Origin of the sequence: Paenibacillus sp. SZ31, assembly GCF_012912005.1 — a bacterium.
GTDB lineage: Bacteria > Bacillota > Bacilli > Paenibacillales > Paenibacillaceae > Paenibacillus.
Genome location: NZ_JABBEA010000011.1, coordinates 188,742 through 210,580, shown reverse-complemented (window position 1 = coordinate 210,580; position 21,839 = coordinate 188,742). Strand labels below are relative to the sequence as shown.

The following is a 21,839-nucleotide window of genomic DNA, read 5'->3' as shown; positions in this document are numbered from 1 at the left end:
TACTGGGACAGTATTGCCAAGATAACCCACGGTTTTGCATAAAGGGGAGCTCATTTTCGTTCATAATAACTTATATATTCACCTGAATTAATTGACGCTCTGTAATCTGAAATTGTTGATCTGCTGTATTTTCAATAAACCTCAGATCATGAGATACATACAGAATCGTTCCTTCATAGGCCTTGATAAAACGCTCCAACGCTTCCAATGCATGCATATCAAGAAAGTTCGTCGGCTCATCCAACAATAGAATGTTATATTGTCCAAGAAACAAGTGACATAATTGAAGACGAATCGCTTCCCCTCCACTTAATGTCCCAACATCTTTTAGCAAATCATTACCTGTGAATTGCATCGCATGCAACGCACTTCTGAGCTCTGATTCCTCATATTCCGAACGATTCTTCAGGAATTGTAATACGGTCTCTTTTGTCGTGAAACGATAGCTCATTTGCTGAAAATAACCAAGCTTTGCTTTTGGAGACATTGTGATGTGATCCCCAGCATGGAAAACATGGTTAAGCAATGTGCTTTTCCCACTGCCATTGGCTCCGGTTATCGCTATTTTTTGTTTTAATGGAACCTGAAAACTTACATCCTCCAACAATACGTTACCTTCCACTTCAAGTGTAAGGCGATCTGCCATAATCGGAAATCGATTATGCAGCTCCAGTGTCTTCGGCTGACGGAAGATCATAGGCCGATCCTCTTGCACCGCTTTTACCTCATGAAGTTGTTGCATCCGCTGTTCAATCGCTTTGGCTGCGCGGTGCACCGCTTTTTGACTGGTACCTTTGGATTTCGTTTCAACCATACGATTTGTTTTTGCCTTGGATTCTTTCTTGGACATGCTTCCGGCCTGCGTTATTTTCTCGGCTTTCTTCATCTTTTCCCGGGCGGCCAGCTCCAATCGTCTTTTATCCTTCAAGAACTGTTCATGGGCCTGATTTTGCTGTTCACGCTCCAGCCTCTTCTGTGCCTGATATTCGCTATAGTTGCCGGAATATACGTGAACCTCACCTTGATGGATTTCCCAGATCGTGGTCACCAGTTCATCCAGAACCGCACGATCATGACTGATCAGCACAAGCGCCCCATAGTAATAACGCAATTCATCCAGCAAAAATGTAATGCCCTCTTGATCCAGGTGTGTTGTTGGTTCATCCAGTAACAGTACTTCATGGTAATGAGTGAACATTTGAGCCAGTTTCAAACGGGTTTGTTCTCCGCCGCTCCCTAGTTGGTCATGTTGAGGTATAGCTAATTTACTCAGTAAAGCCCCGTCAACTTCCAGATTTCCATTAGACTGGGGAGGTTCCACCTGTTCCAAATAGCCAAACTCCGCGTACCGTTTTACCTTTCCGGCTGTTGGCTGGATCTGTCCTGCAATGAGTTTCAATAACGTACTTTTACCTTGACCATTCCCACCTACTACACCGATGCGATCTAATTGATGCACAGCCAGTCGCTCAATGTTCAGTACTGCTCTATCCAAATAGGTCATCTCAACCTGTTCTAATTCAAAACATATCTTTTCCATATTCGCTACCTCCGAAATAAGATTTATTTCGTATCGATAGCGAAGCATGCTTCTATCGATACGAGCTTATCGTGCCAGCTCGTATCAATAGAACAGTAACGTCATCATAGCGGTACCTCCAGTAGTTTGTATTAAACGCTATATTTAATCAGTTAAGTGATAAGAAAAACAAAAAAAATCACAGGCCAGGGCCTGTGATTCAATGTAAACGGGAAAACGAGTAAAACCATTATTATAAGGTCAGAATGATTGAAAATGACAGACTGATCCCGTTTACTCTGAACCAACGGTCAGAGCCTTTGAACGTATTCAATTACCGGTTCAAAGTGAGGAAGTGCAGTCTCATCGCATGTGTCATGTTCAATAATCCACCTTTCATTATCATGTAATAGATGTACAACTCCAATTATAATTTTCCAATTCCACCATGTCAACGGAACCATGAAAATACGACAGCATCGGATTAGTACGTCAATCTACTTTTGTTCCTGACCATTCCCACTACTTAATTTTAATAGAAGCTCTTGGCTACTAACTTTCCCTGTAGCCTGCGGAATCACTTCTTCGTAGTTGGAGGAATTCGTTACGATGATAGGCGTTACCGTGTGATAACCTGCGGCCTTAATCTGTGCAATATCGAACTCAAGCAACAGATCTCCCGCTTGAACCCGATCGCCTTCTTTGATATGGGAGACAAAATGTTGTCCGTCCAATTTAACGGTATCGACTCCAACGTGAACCAATATTTCAGCACCCGTGTCTGATACAACAGCCAAGGCATGTTTTTTCTTGAATGCAACGGTAACTGTACCGTCAAAAGGCGCTACGACTCTGCCTACAGCTGGCTCGATCGCAATCCCTTTACCCATTGCTCCCGATGCAAATGCCGGATCTGGAACTTCCGACAATTCCACAATTGTTCCTTCAATTGGGCTAAATACATCTTCGTCTGAAGCATTCGTTGCACGAACAGATTGCTGAGCGGATGTCGTAGATTCGGTTTTTGTTTCTTCTTCAACCGGATCTTTGAAGCCCATGATGTACGTCAGTACAGCCGAAACAACAAAGGATACTACGATACCCAGAATCAATCCTGGGAAACCTTGTCCACCTGGCCCGTAGAAGATCGGCAAGGTCAGCAAGCCCGGTGCGCCGGATGCGAATGCCAATGTACCCGCTTGACCAATGATAGCTCCACCAACTGCACCACCGATAACTCCTGCAATGAATGGACGTTTCAGTGGTAATGTTACCCCATAGATGGCCGGTTCAGTAATACCGAATAATGCGGTCAACGTGGATGATCCAGCCAGCGTTTTCAGTTTTTTGTTCTTGGTTTTCAGCATAACCCCAAAAGCAGCGCCCGTTTGAGCAAAGATCGAAGCTGTCGCAGCCGGTTTAACACCATCCTGTCCATACACTGCAACGTTGTTGATAAATACCGGAATCAGACCCCAGTGTATTCCGAAAATAACGAGCAGCTGCCAGCTTGCACCCATAACGGCTCCTGCGAGCAATGGACTGAATCCAAATGCGGCAACCAGTCCAGCTGCAATTCCATTACCAACGTATACGCCAAATGGTCCGAATACAAGTAATGTCAGTGGTACCATAATCACTAGCAAAAACAATGGTGTAACAAAGTTTTTCACACTATCGTGAAGTGTTTTATTAAAGAACTTCTCCAACTTACTCATGACAATGACAGCTAAAATAATAGGAATAACTGTAGATGAATAGTTCATCAGGATTACAGGAATTCCGAAGAAATCTGTGGGTGTTCCCTCCGCTTTTAGCGTAACGATCGAAGGATAGATCAACGCACCCGCAATCGTCATCGCTACAAACATATTACCCTGGAATTTGCGAGCTGTTGTAACCGCTAACAACAGAGGCAGGAAATAAAACAGACTATCTGCTGCTGCATACAGGATCTTATACGTTGTTTCTGTCGTTTCCAGCCATCCGATATTGCTTGCAATCAACAATAACCCTTTAAGAATACCGGCTCCTGCCATAACACCAAGGAGCGGTGCAAATATGCTGGATATGATATCGATAATACCTCCGAGCCCTTTGGCTGCTTTGCGAGGTTTTTCTTTATCTGACGAATCGTCCAGAATGTTACTGATCTGTCCAATGGCACTGTAGACTTCAGGCACCTTGTTACCAACTACCACCTGGAACTGGCCGCCATTTTCTTTGACTGCGATGATGCCTTCTGTTCTCTCCAGTTTGGCTTTGTCTGCCTTGGCATCGTCCTTCAATACAAACCGTAATCGTGTTGCACAATGAACCAGTGATTCCACATTTTTCTCACCGCCGACCAGTTCTACAATCTCTTTGGCCAGTTTCTCTTGACTCATGATCTGCACCCCCACTTTTTCTCAAACAGGCCATTTACCGATTTTTTTGCACGCAAAAAACCTAAGCCTTGAGTGAGGAGACACAATGGTCCTGACCTTCTCATGACTTAGGTTTTGCCTGCATAACCAGTAACAATCCCAGTTAAATCGTATTCAATTCCTGTTAATCACATATTATTATAATTAAGACATTTTTGTCAACATTTAAATATTATCGATTAACCACTCGTTCGATATGAACCGTCAGATACAATTTTTCTTCATTGGTCAGCTCATGGTTGTATTCCTTTTTGACAAACAATTCAATTTTCTCCGTGCACGCTGCCGCATCCGGATGCTTCTCTTTAATCATGTCATAGAAATGATCATAGTTGTTGTCGTAATGCGTACCACTAAGCACACGCTGAGAGAAGAACTTCAGATGTGTGATGAAGCGAAAATAACTGAGGGAATCCTCGTCAAATTCCATTTTGAAATGATATTTCGCTATATTAATAATTTGCTGGATAAACTTCGTAATATTCATCGTCGTTATGACTTCTTCATTCATCTCTGCGTTGACAATGTGAAGAGCAATATAAGCGGCTTCATCGGGTGGAAGCTCAATATTCATGCGAGTGTTGATCTGTTCCAGCGTTCTCAGGCCAAGTCCGAATTCAGGCTTGTACAATTGCTTGATCTCCCACATTAATGCGTTCTTGATCTCCACCCCTTCCCGATAGCGTTCAATCGCGAAGTTAATATGGTCCGTAAGCGATACATAGATGTTCTCATTCAGCTTTCGGCCCAGATGGTCACGCGCATACGTGATGATCTCTTCCACAATTTCAATCAGTTCCATCGGAACTTCGCGCAGCAGCATTTTGAAATTATCGGATGTTTGTTTGTTTTTCAATGCAAATACTTTCTGGATGCGGGTCTCGTCTACTTTATCCCCCGGCTTTTTCTTAAAGGCAATCCCACGTCCCATCACCACAAGCTCTGCTCCATCCGCCTGATAGATGCTAATGACGTTATTGTTGATAACCTTTGCTATTTTCACTTCAATCCCCCCGTCACGTTCCACTCTCTTGGCAGTTATACATCGTCTTTTGGGCATACAAAAAAAACCTGAAGCATCACAAAATAAACAAGACATGGTGGTCTGCTTTTTTTGGTGCTTAGGTTTTGCCTACGTCATGTAGTAACAATCCCAGAAACGATATAATTGCGTCAAGTATAGCGCGAACCTGACTATATGTCAACGCTTTCAATGAGGGGACAACCGGAAGTCCCATGGTTATATAAATTGAACTAGAGAATATTTACACTAGCTACTCCGATGACAGAACAACCTTCCGATCGATGTTATCCCCAGATTTTTTCTGTCCTCTCCGTTTTGTGTAAATGTTTCGTTCAATTTATATAGATGAAACTTCCGATGTTTTATTGCCGTACAAGGCCATTTTAATTCAGAAAAATATAAACTACGCGTCGCCCAGGTTCGTTCCGTTAGATTCGATCACATTTTTGTACCACTCAAAACTCTTCTTCTTCAGTCGCGTCAGCTCACCTTGACCTTGACCTTCATTATTACGATCCACATAAATGTAGCCATAGCGTTTTCTCATCTCTCCTGAGGAAGCACTCACAATATCAATAGGTCCCCAGCTGGTGTAACCAATGATGTTGACCCCATCCTGAATGGCCTCACCCATTTCAGCTACATGCCGTTTCAAGTAGTCAATCCGGTACGCATCATCCACTTCACCTTCTGGTGTAACTTCGTCATTGGCGCCAAATCCATTCTCAACGACAAACAGCGGCTTCTGATAACGGTCATGCAGTTGATTGGCTGTAATACGGAAACCTTTAGGATCAATCGTCCAACCCCACTCGGACTTCGCCAGATATGGATTGGCAACCGAGCCAAATACATTACCGCTGGTCATATTTTTGATAACTTCCGGATCGGTGCTGGTTGTACGACTTGAATAATAGCTGAACCCGATATAATCTACGGTATGATTCTTCAAGATTTCTGCATCACCCGGCTGCATAACGATGTTCAATTCGTGATCCTTGAAGAAACGTTTGGCATAACCCGGATATTCCCCACGCGACTGCACATCGATGAAGAAATAGGACTCTCTATCTTTTTCCATGCCCTGGAACACATCTTCCGGATTACAGGTATACGGATAGAAGCTTCCTGCGGCGAGCATGCACCCAATCATGGCACCAGGAATAATCTCATGACATGCCTTGACTGCCAGTGCACTTGCAACCAGTTGGTGGTGAGCAGCCTGATATTGAATTTCCTTGATGTTATCCCCTTCATTGAACGCCAGTCCCGCCCCAAGGAACGGAAGATGTAGCAGCATGTTGATCTCATTGAATGTCATCCAGTATTTCACCTTGTCTTTGTACCGAGTGAATACCGTTTTAGCGTAAGTCTCGAATAAAGTTACCAGTTCACGACTTCTCCAGCTGCCATACTTCTCGATCAGGTGCACAGGCACATCAAAGTGAGCCAATGTAACCACAGGTTCAATGCCGTTTTTCAACAATTCATCAAACAGGTTATCGTAAAATTGTAATCCGGCTTCATTCGGCTGCGCATCTTCTCCTGTCGGGAAAATCCGTGCCCAGGCAATGGAGACACGCAGTGCTTTGAATCCCATTTCGGCAAATAAAGCAATGTCTTCAGGGTAACGGTGATAAAAATCGATTGCTTCATGCGAAGGATAGAACTCGGTAGCGAGCGGCGTAAAGGCCGGAACATGACCTTTCATAATACTTCTGCGGTTCTCTCCTGTCGGAAGCAAGTCAACGATACTCAGCCCTTTGCCATCTTCCAGATACGCGCCCTCCGCCTGATTGGCAGCAATGGCTCCACCCCACAGAAAGTCTTTAGGAAATTTAAAATTCGTCATCATCATTCTCCTTCCAAATATGTAATTCAGCTACCCGCTCCAATCGTTAGAATATTAAAAAGACAAAATAGAAAAAACCCGAACCAGCCTGGGTACACGATTACGTGTAAACAAGCCAGCTCAGGTTATGCCCATATCGGTAACATTCCCAGATCATGATTATGCGGATTGGATAAAACTTTAGCAAGAATCAGAACAGTTGTCAACTTCTTGAAACCGGTATAGCTTCGGATTGCCCACTACGATATTTGATAGAACGCAGCACATGTGCCGCCAAGAATCATCTGTTGATCTGCTATAGGTAGGGCATTAATGTGAGTTGTAATGAGACCGTATACATCAGAATACGTAGCTGAAACGTTGCTCACGGGCCAGTCGGACCCGAACATTAACCGTTCCGCACCAAAGGCTTCTATGGCGATATTCAGATAGGGTGTAAAATCCTTTGGAGTCCAATTTGTCCAGTCTGCTTCCGTCACTATCCCTGAAAGTTTACAGTATGCATTCGGTTGTGCGGCCAATGACTCAAGTGCTTCTTTCCAGGGTGAGAGTATACCTGATTTTATGTCGGGTTTGGCTAGATGATCAAGTACAAATCGCTGTTCAGGAAATGCCTTAACCAGTTCAACGGCATAAGGCAGTTGCTCCTTGGATACTAACAGGTCATATGCCAAATCATACTCTTTGAGTAATGAAATCCCCTGCTGAAAGTCTTCTCGCAATACATACTTCAGATCAGGTTCATCCTGTATGACATGACGTACGCCCTTCAGATACGGATTGGACGCGAACAATTCAAGCTGAGTCCGAACTTCATCCGAACAAAGGTCCACCCATCCGACTACACCTTTGATACATTCGTACCGATCTGCCAGCTGCAGAAGCCACTCGGTTTCTGTCAGTGATTGTCTGGCTTGTACTGCAATACATGCGTCCATTCCTGATTGGACCAATAAAGGTTCAAGATCTTCCGGGAGAAAAGATTGACGAATGACTTTCATCTCTTCTCCAATCCATCCGTAATCGGCGACATTGTATTCCCAGAAATGTTGATGTGCGTCCAGCTTCATATTACATCCCTCCCAGGGTATTTAAATCTAATTATCACTAAAAAGCAACCTTATGATTTTCATTTCCAATGAAATACACGATCACTACACAATCTATTCGTATGACAAAATCACTGATTTTCACATGATTTTTATTCCAATTGTGCAGGTATTGTCCAATATTAAATCATGATATAGTAAATTACGAAAACGCTTTCAGTACATAAATCGGTGGTGATTCCAGTATTAAACAAGTAAACTATTGTTTACGTTGAGCTCTATTTTCACCCCTGCTTAACCGCTATTCAAGTTCAACCATTTTATACTCGAAGGAGACTATATTGATGAAAAAAAACCGTAAATCAGTCCTTTCTCTTACGCTTGTGACTGCCATGATTCTATCTCTGTTCTCTTCAGCTATGGCTTCCGCTGCAACTGACAACAGCGAACAGGCCGATGCACCAGCTGCTCCAAGCAAAATGCAGGCCTATGTAAACGACATGGAGCCTGGCTGGAATCTGGGTAACTCTCTCGACGCCGTTGGTGAGGATGAGACAGCCTGGGGCAACCCGCGCATTACGAAGGAACTGATTCAATCGATCGCAGATGAGGGCTATAACAGTATCCGTATCCCTGTGACCTGGGAAGCCCATATCGGCGACGCACCAGACTACATAATTGATTCCGCTTACATGAATCGGGTTCAAGAAGTTGTAGATTGGGCGCTCGATGCAGATCTCTATGTCATGATCAATCTTCACCATGATTCCTGGCGTTGGATCAGTTACATGGAGAAAGACCATGACAACGTGCTTGCACGTTACAACGCTGCTTGGACTCAGATTGCTGACAAGTTCAAAGATGCATCCGATAAACTCATGTTCGAAAGTGTGAACGAACCCCGCTTTTCCGAAGGTGGCACAACGGATGCAGCGACTGGATATCGCATGCTGGACGAGTTGAATACTTCTTTTCACAAGATCGTAAGAACTTCGGGTGGAAACAACGAGACACGTCCACTTGTGCTTCCGACGATGCATACCTCTTCTGCTCAACCGGATCTGGATGCATTGAATAAAACCATTCAAAAATTGAATGACTCCAATATTATTGCAACCGTTCACTACTATGGGTTCTGGCCATTCAGTGTAAACATCGCAGGTAACACCACGTATAACGAGGAAGTACAGAAAGACATTACCGATACATTCGATCGGGTACACAATGCTTTCACAGCCAAAGGCATCCCGGTGATCGTTGGTGAGTATGGCTTGCTTGGGTTTGACCAGCACACAGGTGTCATTGAGCAAGGCGAAAAGCTAAAATTCTTCGAATTCGTTGGACATTATCTGCGTCAAAAACAGATGGCAACGATGTTATGGGACAATGGACAGCATTTCGGACGCACAAGCTTCACTTGGTCTGACCAAGAATTATTCAATACGATGCAAGCCAGCTGGACTGGTCGATCATCCACAGCCGAAACGGACCTCGTATATCTTAAACAAAATGAAGCCATTCAAGATAAAAAAGTAAAGCTCAATCTGAATGGAAACAAATTCAATTCTTTGAAGAACGGCAATACCCCTCTTGTCAGAGGTAAAGACTATACGATCAGAAAAGATGTACTTACGTTAAAATCCAATCTGTTAACCAAATTGACAACCTCTGGTGATTTAGGTGTAAATGCCACACTCACCGCTGGATTCAACGAAGGTGCTGACTGGAACTTCAATATCATTAAATATGACACACCTACGTTGAGCGATGCAACAGGTACAACTAGTGCATTTGCCATTCCGACTACGTTTAACGGTAACCAACTGGCAACGATGGAAGCAACATATGCCAACGGAGAAAACGCCGGTCCACAGAACTGGACTTCGTTCAAAGAGTTCTCCTATACATTTAGCCCAGATTACGACCGTAATGTGATTGAGCTGAAACCAAACTTCTTTAATGAAACCAATGATGGTGAAGTCACCCTCAAGTTCCACTTCTGGAACGGAGATGTGATTACGTACAAAATCACGAAAAATGGAACCAGCGTTGTTGGCGTAGCTTCCAAATAAGAACTCATCTAACGTTCTGCTCAGAGCCTAAAGCTCTGGCAGAACGTTTTTCTTTCACAAACGACCCAATAACGTACAAGTAACCCTGATTATCAGGACATTGCTCTGATCTGGAAAGGTGTACATCCAACCGATGGTGGTAAACTGGAAGCTTTTGCGGGCTTGCCGGGTTATGGAGGACCGGTGCCTGAGCTACCTGATCTGCCGGAAGAATTTGCGCCAGGGATATCTGCGGAAGATTTGATGCAGATCACCGATGATCTGTTTCTTTGATTTCATACGAGTGTACACAAAAAAAGGGAAACGGGAGAGATGAATCTCTACCATTTCCCTTATAACGTGCCACTATTGTGGTTCAGTAAATTTTACGACCAGTACTGCTTCCCCATTAGCTTGAACATGGCCTAGTGATGTTGCTGTAACGGTCGCAATCGTTTCATTTCCACTTGGAATCAGCACAGGTGTAATCACCGGCAGACCCGCAGCCTGAATGACATCCATATCGAATTCAATTAACAATTGTCCTGCAGTTACACGATCTCCGCTATTCACATGCGCGGTAAAACCGTTTCCTTTCAGTCCAACCGTATTAATTCCGATATGAATTAGCATCTGTACACCTGTCTCATGCTCCAGAATCACCGCATGTTTACTCTTGTTCATGATATGTGCGATGACACCATCAAACGGTGCATATACTTTACCTTCAGATGGCTCAATCGCAATGCCCTCACCCATGTGTTTTTCCGAGAATGCCGGGTCAGGAACCTGCTCCAGAGCAACGATGGTACCGTTCATTGGCGAAGCTATTTCGAGCAAATCTACCTTAGGAAGATTGCTTGTAATAACATTGGTAGCTGAATCAGTGCTCGGATTAGAATCCATTGCACTAACTTCAGCTGATGTTACTCCACTGTTGTCATGGCTCACCGACTCCTCTGCAACTGGTTGATCCTTATATCCGAAGAACCAGGTAAGTGCAAAAGCAATGGCCATGGCGACCACGTTGGACAAGATGTACAACGGCAGTTGGCTATTCAGATAGAGCAATGTTCCCGGAATAACCGTTACAGCCATGCCTGTACCTTGCAGATGGAACAATGAAGCGATGAAACCACCTACACCACCACCAACCAGTCCCATAATAAATGGCTTCATATAACGCAAGTTAACTCCGAAGATCGCTGGCTCCGTAATGCCCAGAAATGCGGACAAGGACGAAGGTAATGCAAGTGCTTTGAGTTTCATATTTTTGGTCTTCAGACCTACGGCAAGACAAGCGGCTCCTTGTGCAGCCATAGCACATGTGATAATCGCGTTGAATGGGTTGAATCCCGTCTTCTCCAGCAATTGAATCTCCAGGAAATTAAAGATGTGATGCACACCGGTAACCACAATAATCTGATGGAAGAAACCAATGATAATACCTGCGATTCCGAACGGCAGATCCAATACGGCCGTCGTTCCATGCAGCACCCACTCTTCAAGGGAATGGAATACAGGACCAATGGCGAAAAGTCCGAGCGTAATCATGACTGTCAACGTAATAAAAGGAGTCAGAATTAAATCCAGTGCCTCAGGCACTCGTCTTCTTAAAACCTTCTCGAACTTGGCTCCAATCAAACCTACAAAGAACGCGGGTAGAACAGATCCCTGATAACCCACGACAGGTATGAAGCCGAACATATGCAGCGGCTGTGCTGATCCATCTGCCACCGCGTAAGCATTTGGTAATGCCGGATTGACGAGCATTAGTCCTAGTACGATACCCAATACCGGACTTCCGCCGAATACCCGGAATGCGGACCACGCTACGAGCGCAGGCAGGAATGCAAAGGCCGTGTCCGTCAGGATCTGAGTGAACAACAGGAAATTGGCCGAGATATCATCAGGTGTTGCACCGAACAAAGCCAGTATCTCATTCTGGGTAAGTAATCCGCGCAATCCCATAAACAAACCTGTGGCAACCAGTACAGGAATAATAGGTACAAATACGTCACCAAACGTGCGGATAGCCCGTTGAAAAGCGTTTCCTTCTTTTTTCCCCTGACTCTTCACATCATCCTTGGACGATCCTTCGATTCCCAGCTTCTCGACCTCTTCAAAGATTCGATTCACCGTTCCCGTACCGAAGATAATCTGATATTGACCCGAGTTAAAAAACGCACCTTTAACCTTCTCGATATTCTCGATCGTTTTCTGATCAATCTTCTCTTTATCTTTCACCATGATCCGAAGACGTGTTGCACAATGTGCAAATGATGCAATATTCTCTTTGCCCCCGATAGCATGAATGACTTCCTGGGCAATGCGTTGATTCTCCGACATGTTATCTCATTCCTCTCACGTAATACTTAATAATGCCATTGAGTTGCTTCAAAATCAGCCTTGCCGCCGTGTGCAAAGAATCGAATGTCCACGCTGTCCCGACTTGGGAAAATCCGGCTGGTAAAGACCTCTTCCCCATCATTCACAAAGATCTCGACCGAAGACGAATCTACGAACAGATGGAACTTAATCACGTCTGCAGTAAGTGTGCACCGCCGTATCGTACCATTTTGCTCTGCCAACTCGGCACCCGACATGGTCCGATCCAGAACAACTTTTTGCTGAATCCGATCATACAGAAGAACCGTTTTCTCAGCTCCATCTGCCCGGAATTCGATGCCTACAGTCTCTGCATCTACATGGCTCATCTCACATATCAGCTCATAGGCAATCCCCTCAAAACCAGCGAAGGATCGACTCTCATTGTCAATCGTTGCAAGAATATGAGTCCCTTCCTCTTGCAGACGCAATTGCACCATCTCTGCAACAGGTTGTTGAATTAACTTCCCGTCTCGCAGTGAAAGTTGCCGAGGAATGGTCAGGCAATGAGCCCAGCCACTATCATCTGTCGGGTATCGCAGATCGGGAAGTCCCATCCAACCAACCAGAATCCGTCTTCCGTCCGGGCCATGCATGGTCTGCGGAGCATAGAAATCGAATCCACGATCCAGTTCCTGAAATTCACCATGATTGAACTCTCTCGTCTGTAGATTCAGCGGGTCACCGATCAGATAACCAGACTGAAAAATATTCTGATAGTGATCTCCTGCAGCGTCTATGCCTTGTGGGGAAAAGACAAGCACACCTTTCTCGTCCATCTCCATATAATCCGGGCATTCCCACATGTAGCCAAAGGAGGTTAGCTGCGTACGAATTTCACCAAGAAACTCCCAGTTTCTCAGATCTGATGAGCGATACAGCACCGTACATCCCGTCTCATCTGCTCGCTGTGCTCCGATTACACAATAATACGTGTCTCCTTGTTGCCACACTTTGGGATCTCTAAAGTGTTCCGTGTATCCGTGTGGAACCGAAGAGATTATCGGATGATTCAGCTTGCTTACTGAACCGCTTTCATCCATGACTGCCAAGCATTGATACGGATTTCTGACCCAAGCCTCATCTCTCGTATTGCCTGTGTACAGCAAATGCAGCTTGCCGTCTTTTTCAATCGCGCTACCGGAATAAGCTCCGTGCGAGTCATATGGGTCACCAGGTTGAATGCCAATGCCGACATTTTCCCAGTTCACCAGATTCTTCGAGCGGGTGTGATACCAGTATTTCATGCCGTGTTCTGTTCCAAGTGGAAACCACTGATAGAACAGATGATAATAGCCTTGATAATATGCAAAGCCGTTAGGATCATTAAGCAGACCTGTTACGGGCTGAATGTGATAACTCTGTCTCCATGGACATTCGGATATCTGTGCTTCAAGCTTCGCAATCTCTCCAGGCTCCGCTTGCTCAATTCGTCTGTAGCGTTGCTCTCTAGTCATCTTCATAGCTGTTCTCCATTCAAATTATAGGAACCGGTTCCGTTCAACGCAAAAAAATAATTCCATATGGCATTAGTGCCTGCCCGTGTTCGTATATCCGAATTGGATATATATAATGGAACCGGTTCGATGGAATTATCATAAAGGATGTTTTTATATTTTGTCAACGCTTTCTCGAGGAATAAGTTCTACATCAAGTGTTGTTCGTTCCTCCACCGACTCGCCTTTGACCAGACGTATAATATGATTCGCTGCTACTTTGCCTGCCTGCAGATAGTGATATTTCACGGTCGTTAGCGTGGGATGAATCATCTCTGTAATATCGTATCCGCCAAATCCGGTAACAGATAATTCTTGCGGTATGCGGATTTTATTGGAGAACGCAATCTTCATCACACCCAGTGCGATATTATCCGTAGCCCCTACAATGATCGTTGGTGTAATCTCTTTCAGTATGGCTTCAGCGGTAACGATGGCTTCAGACATCTTGAAGCTCGTCTCATAATACTTCACTTCGCATTCACCACACTCGGCGATCGCTCGCTGGAATCCCTGTTTGCGATGAATACCCACCGCCTGATCCTTCTCGCTAACTCCCATATACACGATCTTGCGGTGGCCCTGTCCGACGACGTATCTTCCCATCTCATAGCCTGCCTGATCATCATTGTGAACCAAACTGTGTAGTTGCTCATGCTGCTGCCCCACCAATAACACGGGAATACCTATATCCTTAACGGCCTTCAGATGTGCTTCAGTTACTTCAGCCGCCAGCAGAATAATACCCGACACCTTCTGTCTTGCAAAATCATATATGGCATCAATCTCGCGCTGCATGTCCTGGCTCGTATTCGCAATCAGCATCTGATACTGATTACTCCGCAGTTCTTCATCAATTCCGATCAATGTCTGGGATGTCGCAAAAGAATCGAGTCGTGGCACAACCGTACCGATAATACTGGTCTTCTTCGCCTTTAGACTCTGTGCAAATGTGTTGGGAACATAATTGTATTGTTTGATAATGCGCTCAATCTTCTGGGCTGTATCCTCACTAACAGATCCTCCATTCAGGAAGCGAGAGACCGTGCTCTTCGCCACACCTGCCATCTGAGCGATATCAGAAATCGTTTTATTCATAAAGACTCCTCTTATTTCTATAAGCTAGTTTACCTTTTATTATACTTCGAATCGCAAACCCATGGCGAATTTGATTCAACTCAATTTATCGCACACCTATGTACAATTTGAACGGTTCCTATTACACAGCAAAAGCCCGATAATAATGTGACGTTCATACATAAGTATGATCCGACATTCATCAGGCTGTTAAATTTCAATATACACGTTTGCTCAGACCATCAGCACAATAATGCTCCCTATTCCTTACAGTTTCAGACTTCGATTATGATCGGCAGTATCATAGGTCTTCTCTTTGTTTGAGCGTAAATGTAGTGACCGATCTCGTCTTTAAGTTTTCTTTTGATCACATTCCACTGATTCACACCAGCGCCGGTCAACTCCCCCATTCGGTTCAGAACCAGCTCATGAATCTCATGCATGAATTCTTCCGAGTCCTTGACGAATACGAACCCTCTGGAGATAATTTCGGGTGAGGTTACCAAGTGTTTCTCCGTTTTGCTCAGTGTAGTCACAATCACCAGCATGCCATCGGATGACAGCTGCCTGCGGTCACGAAGTACAATGTTACCGACATCGCCCATGATCAGACCGTCTACGAGACTGTTGCCTGACGCAATTTTGGGACCCAGAGAAGCAGTGCCGTCTTTGTATTGGACCATATCCCCATTATTCACAATAAACACATGATCACGCGCTATACCTACGGACTCGGCAAGCAGTCTGTGCTGATACAACATGCGGAACTCACCGTGGATCGGAATCAGATAATCCGGCTTCATCAGGGTCAACATCAATTTGAGTTCTTCCTGACTGCCGTGTCCAGAGACATGCATTCCTGCCGCACCACTAGAACCATATATCACACGTGCTCCGAGAACATACAGATTATCAATCACATGTGCAAGATTCCGTTCATTGCCCGGAATGGCTCCGGCGGCAATAATAACCGTATCCCCGGCGTTAATTCTTACGTGAGGATGCTTACCAGATGCCAAACGTGACAATGCTGCCATCGCCTCTCCCTGGCTACCGGTACATAATACAACAACTTGTTCTGGTGGAAACTGATCCGAATCAATGGCCTCAATCAACAGTCCGTCAGGAACTTGCAAATACCCCAATTCACTTGCCACCGATACCACATTCACCATACTTCTGCCCAACAGTGCCAGTTTGCGCCCTGTCTCGAATGCTGCATTCACAATCTGCTGTACCCTGCTAACATTTGACGCAAAGGTCGAGATAAATACTTTTTGTTTCGCACGGATAAAGGCATCCAGAATGTGGTCTCCTACAATACGCTCGGAAGGTGTAAATCCGGGTCTTTCTGCATTGGTACTTTCGGAGAGCAATATATGAACGCCTTGTTTTCCAATCTCGGCCATACGGTGCAGATCAGGGAAAGGTCCATGTACAGGAGACATGTCGAATTTGAAATCTCCGGTGTGCACGACATTACCGGCTGGGGTCTGAAAGAAAATCCCAAGACAATCTGGAATACTATGACTGGTTGCGAAAAAGGAAACTTCGATCCCTCCCAGCGTAATGCTGGAGTGAGCATCGATCGTGTGCAGGTCCGCCTGGCGCAGCAGCCCATGCTCTTTCAGTTTAAGTTCGATCAGCCCGCGCGTGAGCCTGGATGCATACACCGGAATGTTCATTTGTTTTAACAAATAAGGAATGCCACCGATGTGATCTTCGTGTCCGTGGGTAACCACAAGACCCCTTACTTTATCCAGATTCTCCAGCAGATACGTTACATCCGGAATGATCAGATCAATACCCGGCAAGGTCTCATCGGGAAACTTCGAACCACAGTCAATCACGATGATGTCCTGATTGTATTGGATGAAATACATATTCTTTCCTATTTCATTCACGCCGCCAAGTGCAGCGATATACAGTTTGTTATGGGCCAGATTCAACTCTATTAACCTCCTCTGCGTAAGCAAACGTATGCGATTCGGATCTATATTCCTAGTATGGAAACAATCGCCTCACTTATGCATTTAAGCTTGATTATGCCAAAAAAACCACCACGGAATTTTCATTCCATAGTGGTTTATACGAAAAATAAATGCGGTTACACCAATGATTTATCACGCTGTAGCAATACGTCTTGTTCATAGGTTTTGATATCGGTGATCCACTTTTCACGAACTGGAACGCCTTGCTGAGCACAATAGTAGTCCCAGATCGCGCCAAACGGATAGGATTTGAACTCTTCCGTCAATGCTAGACGCAGGGTGTAATCTCCGTCCAACTCGGCTTGTTTCAAGGCATCCACCGGTTCCAGCATCGCACGCAGAAGAGCTTTGACAGTATTACGTGTACCCACAACCCATGCAGCTACACGGTTAATACTTGCATCAAAGAAATCCAGTCCAATATGTGTGGTCGCAAGAAGATCATGTCGAACCAGTTCACGGGCAATTTCCAGCAACTCATCGTCCATAATTACCACATGGTCACTGTCCCATCGCATCGGGCGGCTTACGTGAAGCAGAATGCCGCTAGTAAACAAAGATAGGGACGACAGTTTATTGGAGATAACTTCTGTTGGATGAAAATGACCAGCATCCAGGCAGATTAACGTATCATTTTGCAAACCGTAACCCATATAGAATTCATGAGAACCCACCACATATGCTTCCGAACCGAGACCAAACAACTTACTCTCTACCGCGTCCAGATTGTGCTCCGGGTTAAGTGGTTCGCCGAATACTTCATCTAGCGATTCCTTAAGACGTTTACGTGGTGTCAACCGGTCAACCGGATTATCCTTGAATCCGTCCGGCACCCATACATTGGTTACACAAGTCTGACCAAGCTGTTCCCCGAAGTATGCACCAATCCGGCGAGAAGCCTTGCAGTGATCAATCCAGAACTTGCGAATCTCAGGGTCCGGATGACTGAGCGTGAATCCGTCACTTGATTTTTCATGGGAAAAACATGTTGGGTTGAAGTCCAGACCAAGTCCTTGTTCTTTAGCCCATTTCACCCAGTTCTCATAATGCTTCGGCTCAATCCGATCCAGTTCAACCTTCTCGTCTGTATCCGTGTAGATCGCATGCAGATTGACCTTATGTTTGCCGGGAATCAGAGCGAAAGCTTGCTCCAAATCGTTGCGAAGTTCAGCAGGTGTGGTCGCAGCACCCGGATACTGACCTGTCACGGAAATACCACCTGTTAACTCTCCATCTTTGTTCAGAAAGCCTTTGACATCGTCGCCTTGCCAACAGTGTACGGATACTTTGATATCCGCGAGTTTGTTCAGCACCTCATCCGTATCAATTCCGTGCTGGGCATACAATGCTTTGGCTGCTTCATACGCTTGCTTGACTTGGTTATCCATCCGCAAGAACCCTCCTATTTAACGTGTAAATGCTGCCGGTACACCGCCATCAATGGTCATCATGCAACCGGTTGTTTTTTCGGATTTCGAAGAAGCAAAGAATGCAATTCCTTCCGCAATATCTCTTGGATAGATATTCACGAGCAATGTCGTCCGTTTACGGTAATACTCTTCTAATTGATCTGGCTCAATACCGTATGCCGCTGCTCGTTCATTTCTCCAGGAACCGTTCCAGATCGCTGAACCCTGTAGAATGGCATCCGGAAGGATTGTGTTGACACGAATGCCATACTCTCCGCCTTCTGCTGCAATGCAACGTGCCAGATGTGCTTCCAGCGCTTTCGCTGAGCTATAAGCAGAGGCACTTTTACCCGCATACACCGAGTTCTTGGACCCGATAAATACCATGCTTCCACCAATACCCTGCTGTTTCATCAGCTTGAACGCTTCACGAGCCACAAGGAAATACCCTGTACCCAGTACATTCATGTTCAGGTTCCATTCTTTCAGGGACGTTTCGTCGAATGGGCTGGATGTCGCGAGTCCCGCATTGTTCACGATGATATCTACCCCGCCATATTGCACCGCAACATCTGCATATGCAGATTGAACGGCTTCCTCATCGGTCACATCCATTTTCAGCGCATACGCACGATTCGCACCGTACTGATCATTGATTTCCTGTGCTACCTTCTGTGCGCCCTCCAGGTTGAGATCAGCAAGCACGACATGAGCACCTTCAGATACCAATCTACGTGCTGTTTCACTTCCGATCCCGCCTGCGCCCCCTGTGATAAACGCCACTTTGCGGGAGAATTCAGTTTCTGCTGGAGCCAGGGACAATTTGTACAATTCGAGCGGCCAGTACTCCACATTGTAAGATTCGTTTGCACTGAGCGATACGAATTGACCCAAGCTTGTAGCTCCACGCATAACAGCAATGGCTCTATGATATAATGCACCGCTTACTTGAGAGAGCGCCCAGCTCTTGCCTGTGTTGATCATGCCCACACCCGGAATGAGGATAACACGAGGTGCGGCTTCGAACATGACATCACCTTCGTTTTTGTTGCTCTCAAAATACTGCTGATATTGTTCTTTGTAGGCGGCAACGCCTTCTACCAGCTTGGCTTTCAAGCCTTCGATATCTTCCGCATCCGGTGTCCAATCGATGAACAGAGGTACGACTTTGGTATGTACCAGATGATCCGGGCAAGCCGCACCCACCTGAGACAATTGCGGAGAGTCCGCTCCGCCTACAAAAGCAAGCACATCCGCCTGATCATCAAAGGACAAAATCATTTTTTTACTATCCGATACCGCTCCACGAATCGTTGGCATTACACGTGATACGATCTGACGACGAACATCAGCGGCCAATGCTGGGTGTTTCACACCACCGAACAAGCTTCCTTCGTCCACCCGTGCTTCGATGAATGCTTCTGCTTCATTGATAATCTTGATCGTTTGAGCGTAACATTCCTCGGATGTTTCTCCCCAAGTCACAAGTCCGTGTTTTTCCATCAGTACGAGTTCGGCATTAGGATTCGAGAATACGCTTTCAGCAATCATTTTAGATAACGTAAACCCTGGACGAACGTAAGGCACCCATACGAAACGATCACCGTAGATCTCTCTTGCCAATTCCTTGCCGTTATGCGCACAACACAAACTGATAATCGCATCCGGGTGAGTATGATCTACATGCTTATATGGAAGGAACGCATGCAGCAGAGTCTCGATGGAGGCACGCGGGTGCTTGGCATCAATCATGCAATGTCCCAGATATTCAACCATCTCTTCATCCGACATGGATTCACGTTCAATTAATGGTCGAATGTCTTCGAGCCCAAGTCCGGTAAAATGCTTCGCTTCCATAGAACCCAGATCGGAGCCGCTGCCTTTCACATACATTACTTCTACATCACGACCACGAAAATCCTTCACTGTCGTTTTGGTAGATGTATTACCACCGAAAATGTTACATACACTGCGATCGGTTCCAATCAGGTTGGATCGGTAAACCAATTGCTCCAGTCCTGTTGTGTTCTCAGATGCCTGTGATGCATTCCATAAACTCTGTACCATTCGTTTCCCTCCGATAATGTTTGTTTTATTCCTAATTCGAGTTTATCATCTTTGTTTTGTTTTGAAAACAAAAGATTTTAAATATAAACGGAAAAATTCAAAAACCAATATGGATTAAGCACTTTTATTTAAAAAAACACCCTGACGTGAACGTCAGAGTGTTCCTGTTTCATCAGCGGATTAGAAAATCCCCGCTTTTTGGGAAGTGTTTTTAATTCCATAGGTATCATTCACTACGGTGTTTCCGAAGCTCGTCAAACTTCCGTTCGGACCTGTAGCCATGTCCAGGTAGTTCAGACCAGAACTGTTTCCATACCAGGACCAGGCCAGCCAGCCCACCCCTTTTTCCTGACCATATCTCATGATGGCATACTCGTCCACATCACCATTCGTGTGGTATCCCCCGAACTCACCAATGATCAGAGCCAATCCTTTGTTCAGCACATTTTCCATATTGGCTTTGACGGTTGCAGCATCTTTGCCAGCATACTCATACATATGAATGGAGAACACGGTATTTTTCTGTGAGTCGGCTGCGAATACACTTTGTCCATAATCGACGATGGATTGAGGGAATTGTCCCCATCCTGCTGCATCCACAATCAGCGTATTTTTGATTCCCGCGTTTCTTAATTTCGGAATGGCTTTTTTGTAACCATCGGCCCACGCACTTCCATTCCACGTTCCATACCATTCATTCGCAATGTTCACGATTACCCGATCTTCTTTGCCAATCAAAGCTTCCTTAATGCTAATCCAGTAGTTCACCGCCGCGTCCAACGAATTATAGTCATCTTTCCCTGTGGCGTCATGGACTTCAAGTACAGCTATCATTTTATTTTGGTTGACCACGTTAATTATATTTTTAACAGCGTTCAGATCATCTTTGGTGTACTGGGCACCATTTGAAAGAACAATGCGTACTGTATTGGCACCTGTTTTAGCGATTGCAGGGATAGCGGTATTTAAATCATTTTTGAACCAAGAATGTCCGTGATTAACACCTCTCATGACAAAAGCTTTACCTGTGGAATCATATAACTTGTTACCGCTTACATAAAATCCTGTAGCAGCAGATGCTTTGGGGGCTGCACTTCCCAGTACCATGAACATGAGAGCAGCAATAACCGTGAAGATTGTACACTTTTTCAGATTAACCATTCGTTTGGAACCTCCTGTATTTGTTTTTTATTTCAATTAACCCTGCTCAAGGCAAGAAGTTAACTAAAATCGTTGGTAATAGAATTAACCTGCCCCTAATTAAACCTTGATTACACACCCTAATTAATTTGCGTAATTATGTTAAATTAACTTTATCGATAAGGTTATGAGGTTATAATAAAATGAAAACGCTTACTAGTCAAGATGTTTTTACCATGATTAGGAATCATTTGTTTTTACATCACACAGCAAAAAAAGGCTCTCTCCCCTCACAATTGCTCGGAGAAAGAACCCCTCTGTATCATAAACATCAGTTAACTCTTGTTTAA

Annotated in this window: 13 protein-coding genes and 1 pseudogene; 2 read left to right on the top strand and 12 right to left on the bottom strand. The window is 44.9% G+C overall.

Annotation, left to right across the window (positions count from 1 at the left end):
- Positions 1 to 70 precede the first annotated feature (70 nt).
- The 5 genes from HF638_RS20330 to HF638_RS20310 form a co-directional block, all read right to left on the bottom strand.
- Entirely contained in the window at positions 71 to 1,540 is a 1,470-nt protein-coding gene (locus HF638_RS20330; protein WP_169481791.1) for an Msr family ABC-F type ribosomal protection protein, read from the bottom strand.
- 476 nt (positions 1,541 to 2,016) lie between these two features.
- Complete coding sequence (locus tag HF638_RS20325) at positions 2,017 to 3,906, bottom strand: beta-glucoside-specific PTS transporter subunit IIABC (RefSeq protein WP_169481790.1); 1,890 nt, start codon at positions 3,904 to 3,906, stop codon at positions 2,017 to 2,019.
- A gap of 211 nt (positions 3,907 to 4,117) precedes the next feature.
- On the bottom strand, positions 4,118 to 4,948 hold the full coding sequence (licT, locus tag HF638_RS20320; protein WP_169481789.1) for a BglG family transcription antiterminator LicT: 831 nt from the start codon (positions 4,946 to 4,948) through the stop codon (positions 4,118 to 4,120).
- Positions 4,949 to 5,372: 424 nt separating this feature from the next.
- A complete protein-coding gene (locus HF638_RS20315; RefSeq protein ID WP_169481788.1) occupies positions 5,373 to 6,821 on the bottom strand; it encodes a 6-phospho-beta-glucosidase in 1,449 nt (482 codons plus the stop codon).
- Positions 6,822 to 7,060: 239 nt separating this feature from the next.
- Complete coding sequence (locus HF638_RS20310) at positions 7,061 to 7,891, bottom strand: amidohydrolase family protein (RefSeq protein WP_169481787.1); 831 nt, start codon at positions 7,889 to 7,891, stop codon at positions 7,061 to 7,063.
- Positions 7,892 to 8,211: 320 nt separating this feature from the next.
- On the opposite strand from HF638_RS20310, the gene HF638_RS20305 reads away from it, so the two are divergent.
- Complete coding sequence (locus HF638_RS20305) at positions 8,212 to 9,942, top strand: cellulase family glycosylhydrolase (RefSeq protein ID WP_169481786.1); 1,731 nt, start codon at positions 8,212 to 8,214, stop codon at positions 9,940 to 9,942.
- 78 nt (positions 9,943 to 10,020) lie between these two features.
- Positions 10,021 to 10,215, top strand: a pseudogene (locus HF638_RS28645) (manganese catalase family protein); the annotation flags it as partial.
- Positions 10,216 to 10,287: 72 nt separating this feature from the next.
- On the opposite strand, the gene HF638_RS20295 reads toward HF638_RS28645, so the two are convergent.
- The 7 genes from HF638_RS20295 to HF638_RS20265 form a co-directional block, all read right to left on the bottom strand.
- Positions 10,288 to 12,270 carry a sucrose-specific PTS transporter subunit IIBC gene (locus tag HF638_RS20295; protein WP_169481785.1) on the bottom strand — a complete coding sequence of 661 codons (1,983 nt, stop codon included), beginning with the start codon at positions 12,268 to 12,270 and terminating at the stop codon, positions 10,288 to 10,290.
- Between the two features lie 26 nt (positions 12,271 to 12,296).
- Complete coding sequence (locus HF638_RS20290) at positions 12,297 to 13,772, bottom strand: glycoside hydrolase family 32 protein (RefSeq protein WP_169481784.1); 1,476 nt, start codon at positions 13,770 to 13,772, stop codon at positions 12,297 to 12,299.
- Positions 13,773 to 13,919: 147 nt separating this feature from the next.
- Positions 13,920 to 14,903 (bottom strand): LacI family DNA-binding transcriptional regulator, encoded by a 984-nt coding sequence (locus HF638_RS20285; protein WP_169481783.1) that lies wholly within the window; start codon positions 14,901 to 14,903, stop codon positions 13,920 to 13,922.
- A 254-nt stretch (positions 14,904 to 15,157) separates the two neighbouring features.
- Positions 15,158 to 16,831 carry a ribonuclease J gene (locus HF638_RS20280; protein ID WP_169481782.1) on the bottom strand — a complete coding sequence of 558 codons (1,674 nt, stop codon included), beginning with the start codon at positions 16,829 to 16,831 and terminating at the stop codon, positions 15,158 to 15,160.
- Between the two features lie 158 nt (positions 16,832 to 16,989).
- Positions 16,990 to 18,261, bottom strand: a complete 1,272-nt coding sequence (rhaA, locus tag HF638_RS20275) for an L-rhamnose isomerase (protein WP_169481781.1) — start codon at positions 18,259 to 18,261, stop codon at positions 16,990 to 16,992.
- 18 nt (positions 18,262 to 18,279) lie between these two features.
- Entirely contained in the window at positions 18,280 to 20,349 is a 2,070-nt protein-coding gene (locus HF638_RS20270; RefSeq protein WP_169481780.1) for a bifunctional aldolase/short-chain dehydrogenase, read from the bottom strand.
- Positions 20,350 to 20,529: 180 nt separating this feature from the next.
- The gene (locus HF638_RS20265; protein WP_445255408.1) at positions 20,530 to 21,462 is read right to left on the bottom strand and encodes a glycoside hydrolase family 5 protein; all 933 of its coding nucleotides are present in this window, start codon (positions 21,460 to 21,462) and stop codon (positions 20,530 to 20,532) included.
- Positions 21,463 to 21,839: the final 377 nt, after the last annotated feature.